This window comes from Janthinobacterium sp. GW821-FHT03C08 (genome assembly GCF_059420905.1).
Genome location: NZ_JBWKUP010000019.1, coordinates 55,043 through 77,306, shown reverse-complemented (window position 1 = coordinate 77,306; position 22,264 = coordinate 55,043). Strand labels below are relative to the sequence as shown.

The window sequence follows — 22,264 nt, the reverse complement described above, 5'->3', positions numbered from 1 at the left end:
GTTTCAGTAGCGGTAGTCGTTGACGAAGTGCTTGGTGAAGTTGTACTTGCTGCCGCCGTCGAGCAGGTCGACCAGGCGTTTCGGTGCCGAGGCCGACATGAAGGCGTCGGCAGCGCCGCCCGTGCTGCGAAATTTCATGCCGGGGCTGAGGATCTGGTTGGCGCCGATCTTCAGGTGCTGGAAGCTTTTCGTCTTTTCATTGTTGAGGATGAAGTGCAATTCCTGCTTGAAGGTGAGGAAGGGAATCTTCAGCCACCAGCCTTCGTCCGTGCCATAGCTGGCGACGCTGGCAAAGTGCGTGTTCTTGTCCGTCAGGGTGGGTTTGCCCAGGCGGTCATTGATGCGTTTCATGGCTTCATTCTTGGTCATGCTGTTCTTTCGCGATTCATCGTGTATCCGGTGTGCATTTTGACACACGCGCGCCGCCCCCGCCGGCCTTGCGGCACGGGAGCCGCGCGCCGTGCTGCCGCCATGCAGCATCCATTCTCATCAATTGTCGCAACGCATTAACAACACCGGGCAAAATTCATTGCTTCCCGGCATTGTAAATATCGGTAGTTCGAGCGTATGCTGGAGACGTCTGAACGGTGCCGCCAGAGCGCCGTCGCCGCCGCATTGCTGGCCGCAGAGCCGGATGCGGACTTGCCCCTTCGCCGCACATACAGTTGGAGACAGCCACATGAAGAAATTGACGTTCCAGCAAAAGTTATGGATTCCCCTGATTTGCAGCCTGTTATGCATCACCGTCATCTTCGTCTATAACGCCCTGGAAATCCGCAAGATCCGCATCGAGGAGCGCAGCGCCGACTTGAGCAACGCTGCCGACCTGGGCCTGGGCGCCGTGAAGATGTTCGGCGACCTGGCCGCCAGCGGTGCCCTGACGAAGGAAGAGGCGCAAAAGCAGGCCACGGCCGTCATCAAGAGCATGCGCTTTGGCGAGACCGGCTATTTGTCCATCATCAACCTCGACGCCGTTGTCGTGATGAATCCTGCCGCGCCGCAAACGAATGGCAAGAACATGTCGGATTTCAAGGATGCCAACGGCACCTATCTGTACCGCGACATCGTTGCCGTCGGCAAGAGCGACGCGGGCAAGGGCTTCGTCCACTACTATTTCCCCCGTCCCGGCCAGAAGAACGCCGAACCGAAGATGAGCCGCGTGGTGGCCTACAAGCCGTGGGCCTGGACCATCGTCGTGGGCGTGTACATGGACGATATCGACGCCGCCTTCCGCCAGTCCCTGCTGACCTCGCTGGGCGTGCTGCTGCTCGTGTGCGCGCTGCTGGCGGCCGTCGTCGTGGCCATCAACCGCAGCCTGCGCCATGCGCTGGGCGGCGACCCCGAATATGCGGCCGAAGTGGCGGGAAAGATCGCCAACAACGACCTGAGCAGCAGCGTGCGCACGCATGCGCATGACCGCCACAGCGTGCTGTACGCCATGAAGACCATGCAGACCAACCTCGTTGACGCGATCAGCGAAATCCGCCACAGCGCCGAGACCATCGCCACGGCATCGAGCGAGATTGCCAGCGGCAATATGGACCTGTCGGCGCGCACGGAAATGCAGGCCAGTTCGCTGGAGGAAACGGCCGCCTCGATGGAAGAGCTGACGTCGACCGTCACGCAGAACGCGGGCAATGCCGTGCAGGCGAATGAACTGGCGCAGTCCGCTTCCAAAGTGGCGCGCCAGGGCGGCGATGTGGTGGCGCAGGTGATCGGCACCATGGATACCATCAACGCTTCGTCGCGCAAGATCGTCGACATCATCGGCGTCATCGACGGCATCGCCTTCCAGACGAATATCCTGGCCCTGAATGCCGCCGTGGAAGCGGCGCGCGCGGGGGAACAGGGCCGCGGCTTTGCCGTCGTGGCATCCGAGGTGCGCAACCTGGCGCAGCGCTCGGCGGGCGCGGCGAAGGAAATCAAGGAACTCATCGGCGCCTCCGTCGACAGCATCGCGGCCGGCAGCACCCTCGTCGCCCAGGCGGGCACGACCATGGACCAGGTGGTGGCCAGCGTGTCGCGCGTGACCGACATCATGGCCGACATCACGGCCGCCTCGCACGAGCAAAGCACGGGCATCGGCCACGTCAACCAGGCGATCACGGAGATGGACAGCGTGACGCAGCAAAATGCGGCCCTGGTGGAAGAGGCGGCGGCCGCGGCGTCGAGCATGCAGGACCAGGCGGCCGTGCTGGCCCAGCTGGTGGCGCGCTTCAAGCTGTCGGCACACGAACACGGCGCCGCGGCACCGCGCCTGGCAGCCGCCTCGGCGGGCGCGCCACGCGCCGTGGGCCGCCAGCCGGCGCGCAGCCTGGCGGCGCGCTAGGTGTTTATTGGGCTGGCGCCGCCGCCTGCGGCGCCGGCTCGAAGGTCAGTTTTTCATCGACGACGAGGAATTGCCCGACCGGCTGGCCCAGGTCGGCTTTCGGGTCGTTTTCCATTTCCGTCAGTTCATTGCAGGTATTCGTTTCCGCCTGCCACAGCTGCTTGCCCATGCGGATGTTCCACACGCCGTCGCCGGCCGCGAACAGCTCCACCTTGATGTCGGCCGGCGCATCCGTCGACAGGGTGTGCAGGCGCTGGCATTGCGGCAAATTCGTCGCCATCAGCTGGACTTCCACCGTATCTTGCCAAAAGTATCGTTGCTGGCGGCGCACGGTCAGGGAGTGGTCCTGGCCGTCAAACATATAGATGGCGAAGTCCTGGACACAGCCTGACAGCAGGACGGACAGCGTGACGATCAGGAGTTTGCGCATGGTCGGCTTTCTTTGAGGGTTCTCTGGAATGGCGTGCTTTCATCGCGTTGGCGAGAGTGGGCGCTTGCTTGCATGGCCGCTGACGCCGCCGCCGTCTTGTTTTCCGCTGACGTGGCATTATATCCATGCACACCAGTTGCGGCGCGACAATAGTTCCACAATACTTATCCCGCGTCCGCCTGTCCACCCCACCGAGCGGAAAGACCACGATGATCGACCTGTATTACTGGACCACGCCCAACGGGCACAAAGTGACGATGTTCCTGGAAGAAGCGGGCATGCCCTACAACATCATTCCCGTGCATATCGGCAAGGGAGAGCAGTTCCAGCCCGAGTTTCTCGCCATCGCGCCCAACAACCGCATCCCCGCCATCGTCGACCAGGCGCCGGAAGATGGCGGCGCGCCCCTGTCCCTGTTCGAGTCGGGGGCGATTTTGCAATACCTGGCGGAGAAAAGCGGGCAATTCCTGCCGATGGATGTGCGCGGCCGCGCCGAGGTCATGCAATGGCTGTTCTGGCAAATGGGCGGCCTGGGTCCCATGGCCGGGCAAAACCACCATTTCGTGCAATACGCGCCCGAACCGATCGAGTACGCCATCACGCGCTACGTCAATGAAACGAACCGGCTATACGGCGTGCTGAACAAGCGCCTGGCGGACCGTGCCTTCGTGGCCGGCGACAGTTACTCCATCGCCGACATGGCGATCTACCCGTGGATCGTGCCGCACGCGCGCCAGCGCCAGAAGCTGGAAGACTTCCCGCACCTGGCGCGCTGGTTCGCGGCCATCGCCGCCCGTCCCGCCACCGTGCGCGCCTATGCGCGCGCGGCCGAGGTCAACGTGCAGCCCACCGTCAGCGAGGACGCGAAGGGCGTGCTGTTCGGCCAGACGGCGAAGACGCTGGGCTAAGCTTCAGTTTCCGCGGTAGGTGGAAAAGCCGAAAGGGCTGAGCAGCAAGGGAATGTGATAGTGCTGCTCGGTCTTTTCCACGTGAAATTGCACGGGGATTTCCGGGAAGAAGGTTTCCTGTTTCAGCCGTGCATAGTGCTCGCCCGTCTTGAACACGATGCGGTAGTCGCCCGCCTGCATGGGTTGATTCTCCGGATACATGGCCGTGATGCGCCCCTGCGCATTCGTCACGCCACTGCCCAGCTGTTGCCAGCCTTCCCCTTTCTTTTGCTCCAGGGTCACCGTCACGCCCGCCGTCGGCTGGCCGCTCTGCAGGTCGAGGATGTGCACGCTCAGGGGATTGGCGGCCAGGGCCAGTCCGGACAGGCTGGCGAAGGCCAGGGCGGCAGCGGTTTTTTTCAGATAGGTCATTATTGTTTCTTTCACAGGGTGGGGGAATCGAGTTCGGGGACGGCAGCCAGGGCGGCCAGGGCGCAGGCGCGGTCCGGCTGCGCGCCGCCGCCACCGGCCACGCCGATGGCGCCGACGACTTCGCCCTTGGCGCGCAAGGGCAGGCCGCCGCCCAGCAGCAACAGTTCCGGCAAGCTCGTCAGATTGGCCATGTCCGGGTTGCCGCGCGCGGCCACGGCCAGCGCCTGCGTATCGTTTTTCGTCGACAGGGCCGTGTAGGCCTTGCGCCCGCTCGCTGCCGTGTTGTGCGGCCCGACGCCATCGGCGCGCTGCACGGTGACGATATTGCCGCCACGGTCGAGCACGGTGACGGCGATGTGCCGGCCCTGCGCCTGGCACGCGGCCATGGCCGCATCGGCCAGCTTGTTGGCCGCCGCCAGCGACAGGTCATTGACCTGGCGCAATTGGGCGTGGACGGGGCTGGCCAGCAGGCACAGCAGGGTGCTGGAAAAGAACAGAGTTTTCATGTGGTGTCCATGCAAGAGAATGGCGCCAGTATGGCCAGGCTTGCCCGACGGGAAGATGATCGCCGCATGACATTTTTATCATCCGCAGCACCGGGCGCGCGGCGTAAAATGGTTTAACTTCCCACAAGAAAGCCCCCAGCCATGCGCATCCTGGTCATAGAAGACGAACCGAAGACGGGCGATTATTTGCTGCGCGGCCTGGCCGAGTCCGGCTTCACGGTGAGCCTGGCGCGCAATGGCCGCGACGGCCTGCACATGGCCAGCCACGAGGCGCCCGATTTGATCGTGCTCGACGTGATGCTGCCCATCATGGATGGCTGGCAAGTCTTGCGCGCCCTGCGCCTGCAGGAGGGCGGCGCGGACGTCCCCGTCATCTTTCTCACGGCGCGCGACGAGGTGCAGGACCGGGTCAAGGGACTGGAACTGGGGGCCGACGATTACCTGGTGAAGCCGTTCGCCTTTGCGGAACTGGTGGCGCGCATCCGCACGCTGTTGCGGCGCGGGCCGCCCCGCGAAGACGACGTCATCCGCATCGGCGACATGGAAATCGACGTGATGAAACGCAAGGTCAGCCGGCAAGGCCAGCGCATCACCCTGACGGCGAAGGAATTCGGCTTGCTGCATCTGCTGGCGCGGCGCCAGGGCGAAGTGCTGTCGCGCTCCATCATCGCCTCGCAAGTGTGGGACATCAATTTCGAGAGCGATACCAACGTCATCGACGCGGCCATCCGCCGCCTGCGTAGCAAGCTCGACGATCCGTTCGAGCCCAAGCTGATCCACACCTTGCGGGGCATGGGCTATGTCTGCGAATTGCGCGCCCCCAGTGCGCCCGACAGCGGCGCTGGCGCATGAAATTCTCGCAACTGCGCCGCTCGCTGACCCTGCGCGTCACGCTCGTCTTCGTGCTGATCGTGGCCCTCGTGTCGGCCGGCCTGGGCATGCATCTGTACCGTTCATTTGTGGCGGAAATCGAGCGCCGCGATGACATTTTATTGCTGGGAAAACTGCGGCAGATCCAGCAATTACTCGGCAATGCGGGCACGCTGGACATCATCCGCGAGCGGCCCCAGTATTTCCGCGACACCATGAGCGGCCAAGAGAATTCCTTGGTGCGCATCGTGCGCGCCGATGGCACGCGTTTGATCGATGTCAATCCGAACGGCGAGACGGTGGCGCATCCTGTGCCCGTGGCCGTCGATGCACCTGTCACGGCCGGCGACATCGTCAGCTGGACCAGCCGCGACGGCTATCCCGCCAGGGTGGTGGCGGCCAGCGCGCGCATTGGCGACCCGGCGCAGATGGCCGACATTTCCGTTGCCCGCGTGTATGGCGACCGCACGGCCATGTTTGCCGCCTACCGCTGGCAGATTGTCGTCTCCGTGGCCGTCAGCGCGCTGGTGGCGGCGCTGCTGGCCAGCGTGATGCTGCTGCGCGGCTTGCGGCCCCTGCGCAATATCGCCGCCCATGCGGCCCTCGTGCGGCCCGGCAAGCTGGGCCAGCAGCTGGAAGCGCGCGATGCGCCGACGGAACTCTTGCCGCTGATCCAGGCCCTGAACGCCATGCTGGCGCGGCTGCAGGAAGGCTATGCGCGGCTGTCGCAGTTTTCCGCCGACCTCGCGCATGAATTCCGCACGCCCGTCACCAATTTGCTGGGGCAAAGCCAGGTCATGCTGGCCCGCCCGCGCAGCGCGCACGAGTATGAACAGCTGGTGTCGTCGAATGTGGAAGAGCTGGAGCGGCTGTCGCGCATGATCGACAGCATGCTGTTCCTGGCGCGGGCGCAGCAGGACGAGATGATCCTGATCAAGCAAGCCTTGCCCGTGCAGGACGAATTCTTGCGCCTGGCCGATTTCTTCGAAGGCCTGGCCGAAGAACGCGAGCTGGCGCTGGCTTGCCACGGCAGCGGCATGGTGACGGCCGAGCCGCAACTGCTGCGCCGCGCGCTGGGCAATTTGCTGTCGAACGCCATCCGCCACGCGGCGCCGGGCAGCACGATTTTATTGCGCTCGCATGCGGCGAACGGGGGCGTGGAATTGAGCGTAAGCAACCTCGGTCCCGCCATCCCCGCCCGCCACTTGCCGCACCTGTTCGAGCGCTTCTATCGCGCCGACCCGGCCCGCAGCGATTCGGCCGCCTCCACGGGACTGGGCCTGGCCATCGTCACGGCCATCATGCAATTGCACGGCGGCAGCGCAACGGTCGCATCGGACGCGGCCGCCACGACGTTTACCCTTGTTTTCCCCGTTGAGAACGCCTGATAAAACCGTAGCGAGCGGCAGGGAGAGGTGCTTGAGAAGCGCAACTGTGCTTTGCACCGGGCCGCCGAGGCAGTGAGCCTCGCAGGCCACCTATACCGACGCGCAGTGGGGGTGATCCGGTGTTCTAGCCCATCTCCACCAAAAACTCATGCATGCCCGTATGCGGCAATTGCGCGCACGCGGGCGCAAAATGCGGCAGCTGGCCCCACAGCAGCGGGTTGCCGACGACGTACACATAATGCTGCGCCCGCGTCAGGGCCACGTTGAGCAGGTTCGGCGTGGCCGCCGCCCATTGCGCGGCGCCGGCCGTGCTGTCGTCGGCGCCCAGGACCAGCATCACCACGCTTTGTTCCTTGCCCTGGAAAGTGTGCACGGTGCCCACCATCTGGCTGCTCCACTGGCGCAGTTCGCGCGTCGTCGGCGCCTTGCCATAGCCGAGACGGCGGTCCCAGTCCAGTTCCATGATGCGCGAACGCAATGCGTCGCGCACGGCCTTGAACGGCGTGATCACATACAGCTCGGGCAACTTGCCGTCGCGGCGATACAGTTTCAGCAGCACTTCCAGCACGAAATCGAGCTGCACGGGCACCACCTGCTTGTAGCTGACGGCGCCGACGGCGTCGATCCAGCGGCTGGGACCCCGCGTCAAGCCCCGCGCGCCGGCCGGCGGCGTGCGCTCGGTCAGCCCGTAGACCATCTTGTCCTCGTAGGCGATGGCGTTGGCCAGCGAGAACATCGGTTCCACGCAGCGGCGGTGCACGCGCAGCGGGCTGCCGATCCACAGGGGCTTTTCGCTGTCGGCGCCGACCGTCGCGCCATAGCGGTTGGCCTTGTCGGCCAGGGTCTGCACGGAAACGGACGTCGGCGCGTAGCTGCCGTCCTGCGTGTGCGGCGACAGGGCGGACAGGGTCTGCACGAGGCGGCCCGGCACGGTGAACACGGGTTCGATCTGCAGCGGGTCGCCGACGACGACGGCGCGCCTGGCGCGCCACAGGCTGCCCAGCGCCGCCTGCGGCACGGCCTGGCCTGCTTCATCGATGAACAGCCAGCCCAGCGATTCGGGACCCATGCCCTGGAACTGGCGCGTGAACGAGGCAAACGTGGTCGACACGACAGGCACCACCATGAACAGGCTGTGCCACACCATGGCGACGTGCGACTGGTCATAGGCGCGCTTGTTTTTCAGCAATTTCGATACGGCCAGCAAGTTGCCGCCAAAGCCGGGTCCGCCCTTCTTCGCCACTTCCGCCAGCCACGCTTCATGCAGGGCCAGGGCCTTGGCGAACAGGCGCGAGCGCAAGCGCGCCAGGGCCGGTTCATGCCACAGGCCGCCTATCTGCAGCGCGTCGCCGTCCAGCGCTTCCAGCGACTCGGGGGCGAGGATGGTGGGGAAGCGCAGGCGGGCGCGGCGCAGCAGTTCCGTGCTGTCATCCCATTCGCGCTGGCGCGACTGCGCCGTGCGCAGGGCGATGTGCAGGCTGTTGCGGGCCCGTTCGCAGCGCGGCTCCAGCTCGCCCTTGAGCAGCAGCTTGATGGCCGAGACGTCGCGCGCGGCCTGGCGCTGGGCTTCGGCGTTGGCGACGACGGCGTCCCTGTAGGCGCGTGCCGGTGCCGTACGGAACAGGCGGCCAAAGAAGCCCGGCTGCGTCAGCGCCACCAGGCGTTCCTCTTCCAGCAATTCTTTCTTGCTGGCCAGCAAGGTGTCCTGCTGCGCCAGCGCGCCGGCCAGGGCGCCGTTGGCCGCATCCATTTCCTGTTCCGCCGCGATCAGCGCCTGCTGGCTGCTGTGGATGAATTCGTCCTGCGTGCAGGTCCCCACGGCTTGCCACAGGGCCGCGTACTGGCCCTGTTCGGCCAGGGCTTTTTCCACCACGTGCTCCGTCTCGCGGAACTCGCGCGCCGCCTGGGCGAAGCTGACGCCCTGGTAGCTGGCCAGCCACTGGCGGATGTTCTGCGCGTTCGGCGTCTTGCGCGGCGTCGTCTTGTCCCAGTCGTCATCGTAGAAGTTGCTGATGAAGCGGCGGCGGTTGGCGCTGTTGCCCAGCGCACAAGACATCAGGCCCCACGGCAAGTCCTGTTCGCCCAGGGAGCGGTTCGCGCCATTGCCATCGGCGGCGACCCGGCGCGCCACGCTGTCGAAATAGCGCGTGCGCGCCCATTCCTTGCCCAGCTGTTTAGGTTTCGGCAAGTCCCCGGAAATATTTTCCACCGCCGCATTGTTCGACGAGGCGACGACCATTTCAAAGCCCGTCAGTTCCGGCCGCAGGCGGGCGATGGTGATGGGGTCGCGCACGCCTTCGAAGGCGACGGCCACCTTGCCGATGAAGGCGTCGCCGGCGCGGTCCAGGCAGGACAGCACGGCGGCGCGGCGCACGATGTTGTCGGCGAACAATTCGCGCAACAAGGTCGTCTTGCCCGTGCCGGGCGGGCCGTTGACGGAAAAGATGCCCCGTTCATGCAGGCCCGTGCGCGCGCCGTGGATGGCGAACTGCTGCATCAGGCTCATGGCGTAGCTGGCGTCTTCCAGCCAGTGGCCCCGGTTCATATTGGCCGGATTGAGCATGGCGGCCAGCGCCTGGCGTCCGGCCGGGCTGTACAGGTCGATGCGCTCGTCCTGCGCCAGCGGCGTCAGGTAGGCAGCGACCGTGGCGGGCAGCTTGCCGCCGCGCAAGGCGCGGATGATCTGTTCCAGGTCATCGAGGTAAAAACTGTTGAGGATATCGATGGACGGCTCCGCCGCGTCACCAAAGTCCAGGCTGCGGTTCTGGCTGGATTCAGCGCCATCGGCGTCCGCCACGGCGGCGCGTTTCTTGCGCGTGCGCAATTCCAGCACGGCCAGCGGCTGGCCGGCGGACGGGCGGAAACCGGCCCAGTCCATCAGCAGGTCGGCCAGTGCGGCGATTTCCATGCCGGACAGGGGAGTGGAGATATTGCCGGCTTCGTCCGTCACTGGCTGGGAGGCGCGGCTGGCCGCGAAGTTGCGCAGGCTGTCTTGCAGGGCCAGCTGGCTGTCGCTGAAGGCGTCCACGCTCAGGCTGGACCAGTCCGGCGTGCGGGCGCGGCCCAGCGCCCACGGCAAGGTGGACACGGACACGGGATCGAACTGCGGCTCGCCCAGTGCATTGAGGTTCAGGCGGGCAAAGCACGAGCGTCCCAGCAGTTCTGTTTTTTCCGTGTCGGCCAGGCTGTCCGGGCCGCTGGCCGGCGGGCAAGCCTTGTTGATTTCCGCCTTGTCGAAGACGCCGAGGAACAATGAAAAGCCGTCGATTTCGCGGTCGGACGGCACGGGCCACTGGGTGGCGAATTGCGGCGGCAATTGCGCCAGCTGTTCGCGCGGCAGGAGGCGCACGGTGGACGGGTCTTCGACGTCCGTGATTTGATTCAGGTCAAACGGGATAAAGAATTCGATCTTGTGCCAATACTCCAGGATAGCCAGGAGGCGCTGCTGTTCTGCCTGATTCATGATGACCAATTATTTTGTAAAGCGAGCGAGGATTGTAAAGGGTATGCGCGGCGCATGTTTTGCACTTTTGTCTATTGCGCGCGCTTTGCCGCAAAAAAAGTGCGGCGCATGGACGAAAAAAAGCCAGGCAGCAACTTCCTGCCTGGCTGGCGTGTGCAGCGGATGTTGCTATTGGTTAAAACTCTTCCCATTCGCTGTCGGCACCGGCATTGCCGCGGCGTGCCGGGGCGGCCGCGACGGCCTTGCGCGCGGCAGGCGCGGGCGCCGGCCTGGCGGCGGGGCGCGCGATGGCCGCCGCTTTCGGCGTGGCGCGCACCGGGCTCAGCTTGCTGACGGTGGCAGCATGGTTGCCGGTTTTAAAGAAGCCCACCACATGGGCCAGTTCGCCCGCCTGTTCCTGCATGCTTTGCGAGGCGGCCGCCGCTTCTTCCACCAGGGCCGCGTTTTGCTGCGTCACTTCATCCATCTGGGCGATGGCCATGTTGATCTGTTCGATGCCGATGGTCTGCTCGTGCGTGGCGGAGGTGATCTCGCCCATGATGTCGGTCACGCGCACGATACTGTCGACGATGTCGCCCATGGTCTGGCCCGCTTCATTGACGAGGCGCGAACCCGTGTCCACGTTGGCCACGGAGGCGGCGATCAGTTCCTTGATTTCCTTGGCGGCCGAGGCCGAACGGTGCGCCAGGTTGCGCACTTCCGTGGCGACGACGGCGAAGCCGCGCCCTTGCTCGCCCGCGCGCGCCGCTTCCACGGCCGCGTTCAAGGCGAGGATATTCGTCTGGAAGGCGATGCCGTCGATAACGCCGATGATGTCGACGATCTTTTTCGACGATTCGTTGATGGTGCCCATGGTGTCGACCACTTGCGAGACGATGCTGCCGCCGCGCACGGCCACTTCGGACGCGCTTTTCGCCAGCTGGTTGGCCTGGCGCGCATTGTCCGCGTTCTGTTTTACGGTCGAGGTCAGCTCTTCCATCGCCGACGCCGTTTCTTCCAGCGAACTGGCCTGCTCTTCCGTGCGGGATGACAGGTCGAGGTTGCCGGCGGCAATTTCACTCGATGCCGTGGAGATCGCATCCGTGCCATGGCGCACTTGCGCCACCACGCCCAGCAAGCTGGTGTTCATGGCTTTCAGCGCGCCCAGCAGGCGCCCCGTTTCATCGCTGGAGTCGACCACGATGTGCGAGGACAGGTCGCCCGAAGCCACCGTCTCGGCCACGCCCACGGCGGCATTGATGGGGCGGGTGATCGAGCGCGTGATGATCCACGCCACGAAGGCGCCCAGCAGCACGGCCAGGCTGCCCAGGAGGATCATGGAGGCGCGCGCGCTGCTGCTCAGCGCTTCGGCGTCGCCGGCCGCCTGCGCCGCCAGTTCGCCTTCCAGCGCGACCAGGCTGTCGAGCGCGCCCAGGACCCGCTTCAGGCTCGGTGCCGCCTGCTGGGTCAGGAAGGCGATCGCCTCTTCCGTCTGGCCCGCATTGCGCAGCTCGATGACCTTGTTGTTCAGCGGCGCGCCTGCTTTCAGGGCGGCGTCCAGTTCGGCCATCAGCGCCGTTTCCTTGTCCGTCGTGATTTTCTTTTGCAGGATTTCCTTGGCAGCGCCATATTTCTTGCGCGCATCGCCGATCTTCGCCAGTTCCGCCTGCACCAGCGCTTCCGTCGGCGCCACCACCACGCTGGTAATGGCCAGGGTAATGTTGCGCACGTTGTCGCTCATGGTATTGGCCGCTGCCATCTTGACGTTCTTGTCAGTGACGATGTCATGCGTGCGGTTGCTCAATTGCGCCATGGAATACAGGCCGACCAGCAGCACGGCCACCAGCAAGCCGAGGACCACCGCGAACCCGATTCCGAGCCGGGTGCCGATTTTGAATTGTGTGAGTGACATGATTGCTTTCGTGTTGCGGAAGTGAGAGGAAGCGTTGCTCCGGCCAGGCGCTGCCTTGCCACTACGGGTTTCTACGTAACGGCGGCCAGCCTGTAATTGTTCCTCAAAATTCTGCACTGCAATACAAATACTTGTATCAAGTTGCTGAAAAGTTCAAGAACCGGCAGCAAATGAAATAAGTTGTCGTATGGAAACAACGAGCGCGGCGCCGGCAGGAAACATCAGCCTTCGGGAAACACGTGGGCGGCCAGGAAGTCGATGAAGGCGCGCAGTTTCGGCGTCAGGTGGCGGCTGCTGGGCCACAGGATGCGGAAGGCGCCGTCGTGCTGGCGGTGCGCTTCCAGCACGGGATGCAAACGGTTTGCGGCGAGCGCTGCGCGCACGGCAAAGTCCGGCAAGGCGGCGATGCCCAGGCCGTTTTCGGCAAAGTGCAGCAGGGTATCCACATTGTTGCAGTTCAATACCGCCGGCAAGCCCGCCGCCTGCAGGGCGGGCCAGTCGGGCAAGGGCCAGGCCTCGACCTTGCCGCTGCTGGGAAACTTGTACAGCAGACAGGTATGGCCCCGCAGGTCGGCCGGCTGCGCGGGCGTGCCGTGCTGCGCCAGGTAGGCGGGCGCGGCCACCAGTTGCAGCTGGAACTGGCCCAGCTGTCGGCTCATCAGGCGGCTGTCGGCGCTCTCGCCCGCGCGCACGACGGCGTCGTAGCCTTCCTCGATGACGTCGACCCGGCGGTCGCTGAAATCGAGGTCCAGCTCCACCTGGGGATAGGCGCGCGCAAAGGCCGCCAGCACGGGATTGAGCAGGCTGCCCACCTGGGGCAGGCTGACGCGCAGGCGGCCCTGGGGCGTGTTCTTGCTACTGGATAACTCCAGCTCGGCCGCCTCGATCTCGCCCAGGATGCGCCGGCAGCGTTCGAGAAACACGCTTCCCTCGCTCGTCAGCGCGATGCTGCGCGTGCTGCGGTGAAACAGGCGCACGCCCAGGCGCGCTTCCAGCCGCGCGATGCTCTTGCCCACGGCCGAGGCGGAAATCCCCAGCACCCGTCCCGCCGCCACGAAGCTGCGCAGTTCCGCCGCCTGCACGAAGGCCGTCAATCCCGCCAGGTTATCCATGTCGCTTCCGTTTCGTCACCATTGATTGCGGATGCCAACGTCCGCACAGACGGAAACTATAGCCTGTTTTTCTTTGATCGCGCCTGCCTTACCTTGGCAGCCTGATCATTTGAAAGGCTACGCCATGATGTCCGATTTCTCTCCCGCGGCCCTGTCCGCCCGCATCGATCCCTTGCTCGACGGTGTTTTGCGCCAGCAGCGCCTGGTGGGCGCCGTGGTGCTCGTGCGCCACCGTGGCCAGGAAGTGTACCGCCGCGCTGCCGGCCACCTGGACCGCGAGGCGGGCACGCCCATGCACGACGATGCGCTGTTCCGCCTGGCATCCGTGAGCAAGCCCATCGTCTCGACGGCCGCGCTGGCGCTGGTGGGGCAGCAACGCCTGGGACTGGATGACTGCGTGGCGCGCTGGCTGCCGTATTTTGCGCCGCGCCAGCCGGATGGCAGCGTGGCGGCGATCACCGTGCGCCACCTGCTCACGCACACGGCAGGGCTCGACTACGGCTTCTTCCAGCCGCCCGGCGGCGCCTATGCGCGGGCGGGGGTGTCGGACGGCATGGATGGGTCCCCTATTTCCCTGCAAGACAACCTGCGCCGCCTGGCCACGGTGCCCCTGGCCTACGCGCCGGGCGCGCGCTGGGCATATTCCATCGCCACCGACGTGCTGGGCGCCGTGATCGAAGCGGTGACGGATCTGCCGCTGGCGCAAGCCGTAGCACAGCTGGTGACGGCGCCGCTGGCCATGCGCGACACGGGTTTTATGGCCACGGACCCGGCGCGCCTGGCCGTCGCGTATGCGGACCGCGCGGCGGGAGAATTGCAGCCGCGCCGTTTGCGCGATGCGGGGGAAGACCATCTGCCGTTTCTCGAAGGCATGGCAGGGTTTGTGTTATCTCCGGCGCGCGCCTGCGATGCGCACGCCTACCCGTCCGGCGGCGCCGGCATGGTCGGCTCCGCCCCCGACTTCATGCGCCTGCTGGAAACCTTGCGCCTGGGCGGCGCGCCGCTGCTGCCGCCGGCGCTGGCGCGCCAGATGGGCGAAAGCCAGACGGGTGCGTTCGACCTGCCGTTCTGGCCCGGCCGTGGCTTCGGTCTGGGGTTCACGGTCTTGACGGACCCGCTTGCGGCCGCCACGCCGGAGTCCGTGGGCAGCTGGCGCATGGGCGGCACGTATGGCCATGCGTGGTTTGTTGATCCTGCGCAAGAGCTGTCCGTGGTGGCGTTTACGAACACGGCATTGGAGGGCATGGCGGGGCCGTTCGTGATGGAGCTGTGCCAGGCCGTGTATGGCAGCAAGGAAGCTGGCGCCAAGGAAACGCCATGACGCGCCCGCACCCCATCGTCTTCCTCGCGCTGGGCCTGTTCGGCGTATATTGCATCGAGTTTGGCGTCGTCGGCATCTTGCCGATGATCATGCAGCGCTACGCCGTGACGGCCGCGCAGGCGGGTTCATTGGTGAGCCTGTTCGCCCTGGTGATCGCCGTGGGCGGCCCCTTTCTCGTGTTGCTGGCCACGCGCTGGCGCCGCAAGCGCGTACTGGTCGTCTCCTTGTTGGTGTTTGCCCTGGCCAGCGTGGCGTCGGCCTATGCGTCCCGCTTCGAGGTGCTGCTGGCGCTGCGCATCGTGCCGGCGCTGTTCCACCCCGTGTATTTCTCGCTGGCCATGGTGGCCGCCGCCGCCCTGTATCCGCCGCAGGACGCGGCGCGGGCCGGCGCGCATGCGTTCACGGGCACCAGCATGGGCATGGTGCTGGGCATCCCGCTCACCACCTGGATCGCGGCGCAGCTTGGCTACGAGGCGTCGTTCCTTGCCTGCGCGCTGGTGAATGCCCTGGCGGCGCTGGGGCTATACCTGTTTTTGCCCGACACGCCGCGCGAGGCGCCCATGGCATATGGCCGCCAGCTGGCCGTGCTGCGCAAGCCGGCCCTGTGGTTCACCATCGCTGCCGCCGTGCTGGTGTTTGCCGCCATGTTTGCCGTGTATGCGTATGCGGCCGCCTACCTGCAGCAGGAAGCAGGCTTGTCGGCGCGCCAGACGGGGCTGGCGCTGGTGGTGTTTGGTATCGGTGGCGTGGCCGGTAATCTGTTTGCCGGGCGGCAGCTGGGCACGCACGTGCTGCGCACGGTGCTGCTGCAGCCCATGCTGCTGGGGCTGGCGTACTGGCTGCTGTACCGGCATGCGGGCAGCGGTATCGGCTGGGCGGCGCTGGCCGTCTTGCTGCTGTTCTGGGGCGCGGCGCACACGAGCGGCTTGATCGTCACGCAAGTGTGGCTCAGCAGCGAAGCGCGCGAGGCGCCCGCGTTTGCCATCGGCGTGTATATCGCCGCCATCAACCTGGGCGTAACGGTGGGCGCGCTGGCGGGCGGCATGGCCATCGAGTCCTACGGCATGCAGGGCGCGCTGGCCTGCGGCGCGCTGCTGGGGACGCTGGCCCTGGCCGTCATCGTGCTGAAAGCGCGGTTGTTCTGCAGACCACGGCAAGCGGGAAGTCGGGCGTGAAATAGCATTGACCATCGTTTTGGCTGACGTGGCTGACGTGGCTGGCGATGGAAGGGCGGGGACTGGGAGTTTGTATCAGTTGCACCACAGAAATTAAATGAGCTGGTTTAAACGCCATAGTATCGCTACCCGATAGTTGAGCACGGGATAGGCGCGCGACTACAGAATGGTTGTGAATTCTGCTATAGTTATGGATGTTGTCTGGTACGAAAGCTCATTTTTGCCGGACAGGCTCCTCTTTTGCTGGTCGCCATTTCGCTGTGCGGTGATGCTTAGTTAGCCTTCATGTTTCCTTAAATATCGCCTTATATATCCATGCAAAATCGTAAAATTTCAGTAGTTGGCCTTGGCTATGTTGGTTTGCCAGTCGCCGTGGCGTTTGGTCGCAAGATGCGTACCATCGGATTCGATATCAACGAGACGCGGCTGACGGAGTTGCGCGCTGGCCATGACCGCACCAATGAAGTTGCCGGTTCCGACCTTGGCGACTCCGATATCTTGTTTACCTCCAGCACCGTGGAACTGGCACAAGCTGATTTCCATATCGTTGCCGTACCTACTCCCGTGGACGATGCTCACCAACCCGATCTGACGCCGGTGGAACGCGCGTCGGAAACGGTAGGCAAGGCGCTCAAGCGTGGTGACATCGTGGTCTACGAGTCGACGGTATATCCGGGCGTGACCGAAGATGTATGCGTGCCCATCCTGGAGCGCGTATCGGGCCTGACATGCGGCGTGGATTTCACCGTCGGCTACAGCCCGGAGCGCATCAATCCAGGTGACAAGGAACACACCTTCACGAAGATCATGAAAGTGGTCTCGGGCCAAGACCAGGCTACCCTCGATATCGTGGCCGACGTGTACGCGTCGGTGGTGACTGCTGGCGTCTACAAGGCCGCGAGCATCAAGGTGGCCGAGGCGGCCAAAGTGATCGAAAATACGCAGCGTGACTTGAACATTGCCTTGATGAACGAGCTGTCGCTGATCTTCGAACGCATGGGCATCGACACCAACAGCGTGCTTGAGGCTGCTGGCACCAAGTGGAATTTCTTGAAATTCAAACCAGGTCTGGTGGGCGGCCATTGCATCGGCGTCGACCCGTACTACCTGACGCACAAGGCGGAAAAACTTGGCTACCATTCGCAAGTCATTCTCGCGGGGCGCCGCATCAACGATGGCATGGGTGCTTACATCGGCCAGCAGACGATCAAACAGCTGATCCGTGCTGGCCACAATGTTGCGCAAGCTACCGTGACCGTGTTTGGCCTGACCTTCAAGGAAAATTGCCCGGATTTGCGTAATTCGAAAGTGATCGATGTGATCCGCGAACTGCAATCGTTTGGCGTGACCGTGCAAGTGACGGACCCTGAAGCGGATTCGGCCGAAGCGGAACACGAATATGGCATCAGCCTGACCCCGCTGGCGCAATTGAAGCCGGCCCACGCTGCCGTGCTGGCCGTGGCGCACCATGAATATGCTGCCTGGAACGTCGCGCAATTCCAGCAAGTGCTGGCGGACGGTGCCGTGGTGATCGACGTCAAGGGTATTTGCAAGCCTGCCGAGTTCGAAAGTGCCGGCATTCCCCTGTGGCGTCTGTGAAAGAACGTAATGCAAGCATATGAACAAATCAGCGCAGTGTTGCGCGACAAACCGAAGACCTGGCTGATTACTGGCGTGGCCGGCTTTATCGGTTCGAACCTGCTCGAGGCCTTGCTGAAGCTGGAGCAAAATGTAGTCGGGCTGGATAATTTTGAGACGGGCCATCGTCATAATTTTGACCGTGTGCAGGCGCTGGTATCGCCGGAGCAATGGCAACGTTTTCGTTTCCACGAAGGCGATATCCGTGAGCTGGCCGACTGCGCACGCGCAGTCGAAGGTGTCGATTACGTCTTGCACGAGGCGGCACTGGGCAGCGTACCCCGTTCGCTGGAAAATCCGATTCGCACCAACGACACGAATATTTCCGGCTTCCTGAATATGCTGGTGGCAAGCCGCGATGCCAAGGTCAGCCGTTTCGTTTTTGCCGCCTCCAGTTCGACTTACGGTGACCATCCTGGCCTGCCGAAAATCGAAGAACGCATCGGCAAGCCATTGTCGCCGTATGCGGTGACCAAGTATGTCAACGAACTGTACGCTGACGTCTTTGGCCGCTGTTATGGCCTGGAAACGGTAGGATTACGCTACTTTAACGTGTTCGGCCCGCGCCAGGACCCGGAAGGCGCGTATGCAGCCGTGATACCCAAGTGGTATGGTGCCTTGCTGCGTTCCGAGCCGATTTACGTGAATGGCGACGGCGAAACGAGCCGCGATTTCTGTTTCATCGCCAACGTCGTCCAGGCAAACATTCTGGCCGCCACGACCACCAACCCGGAAGCCGTCAATCAGATTTACAACCTGGCGCTGGGCGACCGGACGACGCTCAATGAGCTGTTCGCCCTGATTCGTGAACGCGTGGCACGCAGCATGCCTTCGGCCGCGCAGGCTGAAGTCGTGTATCGCGCTTTCCGTGATGGTGACGTGCGCCACTCTCAAGCGGACATCAGCAAGATTTCCACGCTGCTCGGTTACGTGCCGACACACCGGGTCGCTGAGGGATTGGACGAGGCCACCGCATATTACGTTGATTCAATAACTGCATCGAAGAATTAATTAATTCGCAAGGCAGGAAGAGTACAAACGATGTCGCCCAGGCGGCATTGTTTGTACTTTGATTTTATATGGTGCGTGAGTGAGCGTCGGTGTCGTTTGTGCCAGCACTGTTACACAAGTCGGTGGCGCGTGATGGTTCCCCACGTCCATTTCATGAATCCTTATGTTATTCTTGAACGGTCGTTTTTCGGCATCGAATCGAGCCGCGTTTTTTGCGGTTTGCTGCATCAGCTACTAACCAGTCCCCCGGTATGCAAATCTATCGCTGTAGTACTAGCGACTACTGAGTAATTTTACCTGAGTAAAGCACATGCCAAGGTGTAACATACACGATCGTGTATCGTCGCCATCGGACCTGGCTCGGCCAACGGCATCCTGGGCTATCGCGGATGCTGTGATTTTGACAGCATGGCATGGCACGAGGCGCGCCCTGGGACTTGTTCAGCGCCCTGATGCATGGAAAGTCAGCCTCGCATGGCAAAAAATCGTGAATGTAGCGGTGCGGATATTCGGGCACCAATTGAATCAACCTTATCACACAAAAAAGACCAGCATGAAAAAGTACTGTACCTTAGCAAAGCCGATCTTCAAGCAATTGATCCTATCATCGTGCCTGTTTGCTGTAGCGTCGACGTCGGCTTGGGCCCAGAGTAACGCATTGACTGGACGCGGCGCAAATGCCGCAAATACCGCAAATGCCGAACCATCGGGTACCACGCCTTTGCCTAGTCTGATGGGGCGCGACACGCGGCAAGCACAAGCTCCCCTGCTGACCAGGCCAGCCAAGACAGTCAGTGAGGCCAAGGGCAGCTTCGAGACTTATGCTGAGACAGTGACGGGCAAGAGCCTGGCAATATTTGGCAAGGATTTGTTCAGCGACGTGCCCTCTACTTTTGCACCGTTTGACGGTGCGCAGGTAAATGGCGATTATGTGGTCGGCGCTGGCGACGAATTGCAGATACGGGGCTGGGGCATGATCGACGTTGACGTCAGCGCTACGGTCAACCGGAGCGGAGAGGTCTATATCCCTCGCGTAGGGGCGGTCAAGGTGAGTGGCGTGGCGTACCGCGATTTGCAGGGACACCTGAAAAAGGCGGTGAGCAAAGTGTTCACCAATTTTGACCTGACGGTCAGCATTTCTCAGACACGCGCAGTCCAAATCTATGTTGTTGGCCATGCGGTGCGCCCCGGTACCTACACGCTGGGTGCCATGAGTACCCTGCTGAATGCCCTGTTCACCTCGGGAGGTCCGGACGCCGCAGGTACGATGCGCAACATCCAGGTCAAGCGCGGATCCAAAACGGTCACGACCTTTGACTTGTACGACGTGCTGGTCAAAGGGGACAAGAGCCGCGACATCGCCCTGCAGGATGGCGACGTGATCTATATCCCGGAAGTCGGCCCCTTGGTGGCGCTTTCCGGCAATGTCAAGAAGCAAGCCATCTTCGAATTGAAAGGCAGTACTTCCCTGGCCGATATCGTCTCCTGGGCAGGTGGCGTTGATTCCGCAGCGGAAGCAAAGCGCATTCTGATCGAAAAAAACGTCGATAACAATTATCAGACCGTCGTGGATATTACGGCCGAGTCGGAAAACATCAACAGCCGTCTGGCGGGCATTCCCGTAAAGGCAACCGATATCCTGCGCGTATTTGCGCCTGGCGCGGTGCCGGTGCAGATACAGATTCAGAACGAATATGTGCGCGTGTCGGGCGAAGTCAGGCAAAGTGGCGTGTTCCAGTTGAAGAAAGGCGAAACGCTCCGGGAACTGGTGGCGCGTCTGGGCGGCGCTACCGATAACGGCTACATCTACGCGATGCAGTTGAACCGTGAATCCGTGCGCCGCTTGCAGCAGGCAAAACTGGATGAAGCGGCAGAGCGTTTCGAGCGCGACCTGGAGTCGAATGCCACGCAACGTATGGGCAATTCCAGCGACAAGGACAACGCGGCCAAAATCGCTGCCGAATTGGAACAGCAGCGCACCATTGCAAAACGCCTGCGTGGAATCAAGGCCGAAGGCCGCATCGTGCTGGAGTTGCAGAATGGTAATGCAAAGGTGAAAGATTTGCCGGACTTGCCTTTGCAGGATGGCGACAGCGTCTTTATCCCCCGTCGTCCAGACACGATCGATGTTATCGGTTCCGTGTTCCAGCAAAATGCCTTTGTGTATCGTCCAAGCCGCACCGTCAATGACTATCTTGAGCTTGCTGGCGGCCCGACTGTGACGGCGGACAAGTCTGAAATGTATGTGATTCGTGCCGACGGCACCGCCCAAAGCGGCCGCAGCAGCGGCTGGTTCAGCGGCGTGGGCGGTAGCCCCATGAATGCAGGTGATACTGTGGTTGTGCCGGAGAAAATCGAACGCAGTTCGTTTATGCAGAGCTTCAAAGATTGGACGACGATCTTTTACCAGTTTGGACTGGGCGCTGCCGGACTTAAAGTGCTGAAAAACTAAACGGCCCTCATGCTATGAGACCGCCGAGCCCGAAACCGATTGAAAGTAAAGACGATGTCTGAACAACAGCACAGCAATTTACAGACAAACAATAACGCAAGTACGGATGATCAAATTCATCCTTTGGACTTGTTAATTGTATTGGCAAACCGAAAAAAATTGATTATAGGCATGGCAGTTGGGGCCGGGGCGCTGGGAATGGCCATCAGCCTGATGATCCCGCCTACTTTTACTAGCACAGCCAAAATTATGCCTCCGCAACAGCAGCAAAGTTCTGGCATGGCAGCCATGCTGGGCCAGCTTGGTGGATTGGCTGGTGCCGCAGGGAGTTTAGCGGGCATTAAGAGTCCAAATGACCTGTATGTAGGGCTGCTTGAAAGTCGCACCATTTCCGATAAGCTGATTGAGCGCTTCAAGCTCAAGACTCGCTATGAAAAGGTGACGATGGATGATACTCGCAGAACGCTGAACAACTTCAGCAATATTTCAAGCGGGAAAAAGGATGGTTTGATCTCTATCAGTGTGGAGGATCTGGATCCAAAGTTTGCCGCCCAATTAGCGAACGCATACGTTGAAGAATTGGCGAAACTCACGCAAACGATGGCAATCACTGAGTCATCGCAACGACGTATGTTTTTTGAGAAACAGCTAAAGGATGCAAAAGAGCAATTAGCCAAAGCTGAAATCGCCCTGCGTGCCACCCAGGAAAAAACCGGCATGATTCAGCTGGATGGGCAAGTGCAAGCCATCATAGGTAATGTCGCCCAATTGAAGGGTGCTATTGCGGCAAAAGAGATCCAGTTGAATGCAATGCGTACCTTTGCCGCCCCACAAAACCCTGAATTGTTGCGCTCCCAGGAGGAACTGCACGGCATGCAGGCTCAGTTGTCAAAACTGGAACGCAGCCAAGGCGGAAAAGGAGACCTGATGGTGCCGACCGGTAGCATTCCCGAGGTCGGTGTCGAATATGTGCGTAGTTTGCGCGACGTAAAATATTACGAAACGGTATTTGAGTTACTGGCCAAACAATTTGAATTGGCGAAGATAGATGAAGCCAAGGATTCATCATTGATTCAGGTATTGGATGAGGCTGTTCCGGCTGAACGGAAGTCCAAGCCATTACGTGGATTAATTACTTTGATGGCCATCTCTGCAGGAGCTTTACTGGGGATTGGGTTGGCATTTTCCAGCGCAATTTACAGAAGTTCACGCCGTAATCCCGAAAGTAAAGACCGTTGGGAGAAATTGTCGATAGCATGGAAGAATGCAGTGCCGAAGGACAAGATTCGTAGCTAAATGCAGAAAGCAGAGATGTCAGTTAAATAGTTGATACCTTGCCTACCCAGTGGATGCATGAGG

General features: G+C 62.1%; 17 protein-coding genes. 10 read left to right on the top strand and 7 right to left on the bottom strand.

Annotation, left to right across the window (positions count from 1 at the left end; translation table 11 throughout):
- Positions 1 to 3 precede the first annotated feature (3 nt).
- Entirely contained in the window at positions 4 to 369 is a 366-nt protein-coding gene (locus tag AC07VL_RS23770) for a hypothetical protein (RefSeq protein WP_034781254.1), read from the bottom strand.
- Between the two features lie 310 nt (positions 370 to 679).
- On the opposite strand from AC07VL_RS23770, the gene AC07VL_RS23765 reads away from it, so the two are divergent.
- The gene (locus AC07VL_RS23765; protein ID WP_494808032.1) at positions 680 to 2,329 is read left to right on the top strand and encodes a methyl-accepting chemotaxis protein; all 1,650 of its coding nucleotides are present in this window, start codon (positions 680 to 682) and stop codon (positions 2,327 to 2,329) included.
- 4 nt (positions 2,330 to 2,333) lie between these two features.
- Here the strand turns inward: AC07VL_RS23765 and AC07VL_RS23760 are convergent, their stop codons facing one another.
- A complete protein-coding gene (locus AC07VL_RS23760) occupies positions 2,334 to 2,759 on the bottom strand; it encodes a hypothetical protein (protein ID WP_494808031.1) in 426 nt (141 codons plus the stop codon).
- A gap of 209 nt (positions 2,760 to 2,968) precedes the next feature.
- Between AC07VL_RS23760 and AC07VL_RS23755 the strand changes: the two genes are divergently transcribed.
- Complete coding sequence (locus AC07VL_RS23755) at positions 2,969 to 3,667, top strand: glutathione binding-like protein (RefSeq protein ID WP_494808030.1); 699 nt, start codon at positions 2,969 to 2,971, stop codon at positions 3,665 to 3,667.
- A gap of 3 nt (positions 3,668 to 3,670) precedes the next feature.
- Here the strand turns inward: AC07VL_RS23755 and uraH are convergent, their stop codons facing one another.
- Positions 3,671 to 4,078, bottom strand: a complete 408-nt coding sequence (uraH, locus tag AC07VL_RS23750) for a hydroxyisourate hydrolase (RefSeq protein WP_494808029.1) — start codon at positions 4,076 to 4,078, stop codon at positions 3,671 to 3,673.
- Between the two features lie 11 nt (positions 4,079 to 4,089).
- Entirely contained in the window at positions 4,090 to 4,584 is a 495-nt protein-coding gene (locus AC07VL_RS23745) for a GlcG/HbpS family heme-binding protein (protein ID WP_494808028.1), read from the bottom strand.
- A 141-nt stretch (positions 4,585 to 4,725) separates the two neighbouring features.
- On the opposite strand from AC07VL_RS23745, the gene AC07VL_RS23740 reads away from it, so the two are divergent.
- Positions 4,726 to 5,436, top strand: coding sequence for a heavy metal response regulator transcription factor (locus tag AC07VL_RS23740; protein WP_494808027.1), 711 nt, complete (start codon positions 4,726 to 4,728; stop codon positions 5,434 to 5,436).
- Positions 5,433 to 6,842 (top strand): heavy metal sensor histidine kinase, encoded by a 1,410-nt coding sequence (locus AC07VL_RS23735; protein ID WP_494808026.1) that lies wholly within the window; start codon positions 5,433 to 5,435, stop codon positions 6,840 to 6,842. The genes AC07VL_RS23740 and AC07VL_RS23735 overlap by 4 nt, the downstream gene beginning before the upstream one ends.
- Positions 6,843 to 6,966: 124 nt before the next feature.
- On the opposite strand, the gene AC07VL_RS23730 is transcribed toward AC07VL_RS23735, so the two are convergent.
- The 3 genes from AC07VL_RS23730 to AC07VL_RS23720 form a co-directional block, all read right to left on the bottom strand.
- Positions 6,967 to 10,305 (bottom strand): DEAD/DEAH box helicase, encoded by a 3,339-nt coding sequence (locus AC07VL_RS23730; protein WP_494808025.1) that lies wholly within the window; start codon positions 10,303 to 10,305, stop codon positions 6,967 to 6,969.
- Between the two features lie 175 nt (positions 10,306 to 10,480).
- Positions 10,481 to 12,196: a methyl-accepting chemotaxis protein gene (locus AC07VL_RS23725; protein ID WP_494808024.1), complete on the bottom strand. Its 1,716-nt coding sequence runs from the start codon at positions 12,194 to 12,196 to the stop codon at positions 10,481 to 10,483.
- 221 nt (positions 12,197 to 12,417) lie between these two features.
- Positions 12,418 to 13,308, bottom strand: coding sequence for a LysR family transcriptional regulator (locus AC07VL_RS23720; protein ID WP_494808023.1), 891 nt, complete (start codon positions 13,306 to 13,308; stop codon positions 12,418 to 12,420).
- A gap of 124 nt (positions 13,309 to 13,432) precedes the next feature.
- Here AC07VL_RS23720 and AC07VL_RS23715 point away from each other — a divergent pair, with 124 nt between their 5' ends.
- The 6 genes from AC07VL_RS23715 to AC07VL_RS23690 all read left to right on the top strand — a co-directional run bounded on the left by AC07VL_RS23715 (position 13,433) and on the right by AC07VL_RS23690 (position 22,201).
- Positions 13,433 to 14,629, top strand: a complete 1,197-nt coding sequence (locus tag AC07VL_RS23715; RefSeq protein WP_494808022.1) for a serine hydrolase domain-containing protein — start codon at positions 13,433 to 13,435, stop codon at positions 14,627 to 14,629.
- The gene (locus AC07VL_RS23710; protein ID WP_494808021.1) at positions 14,626 to 15,804 is read left to right on the top strand and encodes an MFS transporter; all 1,179 of its coding nucleotides are present in this window, start codon (positions 14,626 to 14,628) and stop codon (positions 15,802 to 15,804) included. Before AC07VL_RS23715 ends, AC07VL_RS23710 begins: the two co-directional genes overlap by 4 nt.
- Positions 15,805 to 16,119: 315 nt before the next feature.
- Positions 16,120 to 17,403 carry a nucleotide sugar dehydrogenase gene (locus AC07VL_RS23705; RefSeq protein WP_494808020.1) on the top strand — a complete coding sequence of 428 codons (1,284 nt, stop codon included), beginning with the start codon at positions 16,120 to 16,122 and terminating at the stop codon, positions 17,401 to 17,403.
- Between the two features lie 9 nt (positions 17,404 to 17,412).
- Positions 17,413 to 18,453, top strand: a complete 1,041-nt coding sequence (locus tag AC07VL_RS23700) for an NAD-dependent epimerase/dehydratase family protein (protein ID WP_494808019.1) — start codon at positions 17,413 to 17,415, stop codon at positions 18,451 to 18,453.
- 553 nt (positions 18,454 to 19,006) lie between these two features.
- On the top strand, positions 19,007 to 20,905 hold the full coding sequence (locus AC07VL_RS23695) for an SLBB domain-containing protein (protein WP_494808018.1): 1,899 nt from the start codon (positions 19,007 to 19,009) through the stop codon (positions 20,903 to 20,905).
- A gap of 54 nt (positions 20,906 to 20,959) precedes the next feature.
- A complete protein-coding gene (locus AC07VL_RS23690; RefSeq protein ID WP_494808017.1) occupies positions 20,960 to 22,201 on the top strand; it encodes a GumC family protein in 1,242 nt (413 codons plus the stop codon).
- The last annotated feature ends 63 nt before the right edge of the window (positions 22,202 to 22,264 follow it).

What these genes read in the sequence shown, in the direction of transcription:
- AC07VL_RS23770 (WP_034781254.1), bottom strand. Translation starts at nt 369, where the DNA reads ATGACCAAGAATGAAGCCATGAAACGCATCAATGACCGCCTGGGCAAA.
- AC07VL_RS23765 (WP_494808032.1), top strand. Translation starts at nt 680, where the DNA reads ATGAAGAAATTGACGTTCCAGCAAAAGTTATGGATTCCCCTGATTTGC.
- AC07VL_RS23760 (WP_494808031.1), bottom strand. Translation starts at nt 2,759, where the DNA reads ATGCGCAAACTCCTGATCGTCACGCTGTCCGTCCTGCTGTCAGGCTGT.
- AC07VL_RS23755 (WP_494808030.1), top strand. Translation starts at nt 2,969, where the DNA reads ATGATCGACCTGTATTACTGGACCACGCCCAACGGGCACAAAGTGACG.
- uraH (WP_494808029.1), bottom strand. Translation starts at nt 4,078, where the DNA reads ATGACCTATCTGAAAAAAACCGCTGCCGCCCTGGCCTTCGCCAGCCTG.
- AC07VL_RS23745 (WP_494808028.1), bottom strand. Translation starts at nt 4,584, where the DNA reads ATGAAAACTCTGTTCTTTTCCAGCACCCTGCTGTGCCTGCTGGCCAGC.
- AC07VL_RS23740 (WP_494808027.1), top strand. Translation starts at nt 4,726, where the DNA reads ATGCGCATCCTGGTCATAGAAGACGAACCGAAGACGGGCGATTATTTG.
- AC07VL_RS23735 (WP_494808026.1), top strand. Translation starts at nt 5,433, where the DNA reads ATGAAATTCTCGCAACTGCGCCGCTCGCTGACCCTGCGCGTCACGCTC.
- AC07VL_RS23730 (WP_494808025.1), bottom strand. Translation starts at nt 10,305, where the DNA reads ATGAATCAGGCAGAACAGCAGCGCCTCCTGGCTATCCTGGAGTATTGG.
- AC07VL_RS23725 (WP_494808024.1), bottom strand. Translation starts at nt 12,196, where the DNA reads ATGTCACTCACACAATTCAAAATCGGCACCCGGCTCGGAATCGGGTTC.
- AC07VL_RS23720 (WP_494808023.1), bottom strand. Translation starts at nt 13,308, where the DNA reads ATGGATAACCTGGCGGGATTGACGGCCTTCGTGCAGGCGGCGGAACTG.
- AC07VL_RS23715 (WP_494808022.1), top strand. Translation starts at nt 13,433, where the DNA reads ATGATGTCCGATTTCTCTCCCGCGGCCCTGTCCGCCCGCATCGATCCC.
- AC07VL_RS23710 (WP_494808021.1), top strand. Translation starts at nt 14,626, where the DNA reads ATGACGCGCCCGCACCCCATCGTCTTCCTCGCGCTGGGCCTGTTCGGC.
- AC07VL_RS23705 (WP_494808020.1), top strand. Translation starts at nt 16,120, where the DNA reads ATGCAAAATCGTAAAATTTCAGTAGTTGGCCTTGGCTATGTTGGTTTG.
- AC07VL_RS23700 (WP_494808019.1), top strand. Translation starts at nt 17,413, where the DNA reads ATGCAAGCATATGAACAAATCAGCGCAGTGTTGCGCGACAAACCGAAG.
- AC07VL_RS23695 (WP_494808018.1), top strand. Translation starts at nt 19,007, where the DNA reads ATGAAAAAGTACTGTACCTTAGCAAAGCCGATCTTCAAGCAATTGATC.
- AC07VL_RS23690 (WP_494808017.1), top strand. Translation starts at nt 20,960, where the DNA reads ATGTCTGAACAACAGCACAGCAATTTACAGACAAACAATAACGCAAGT.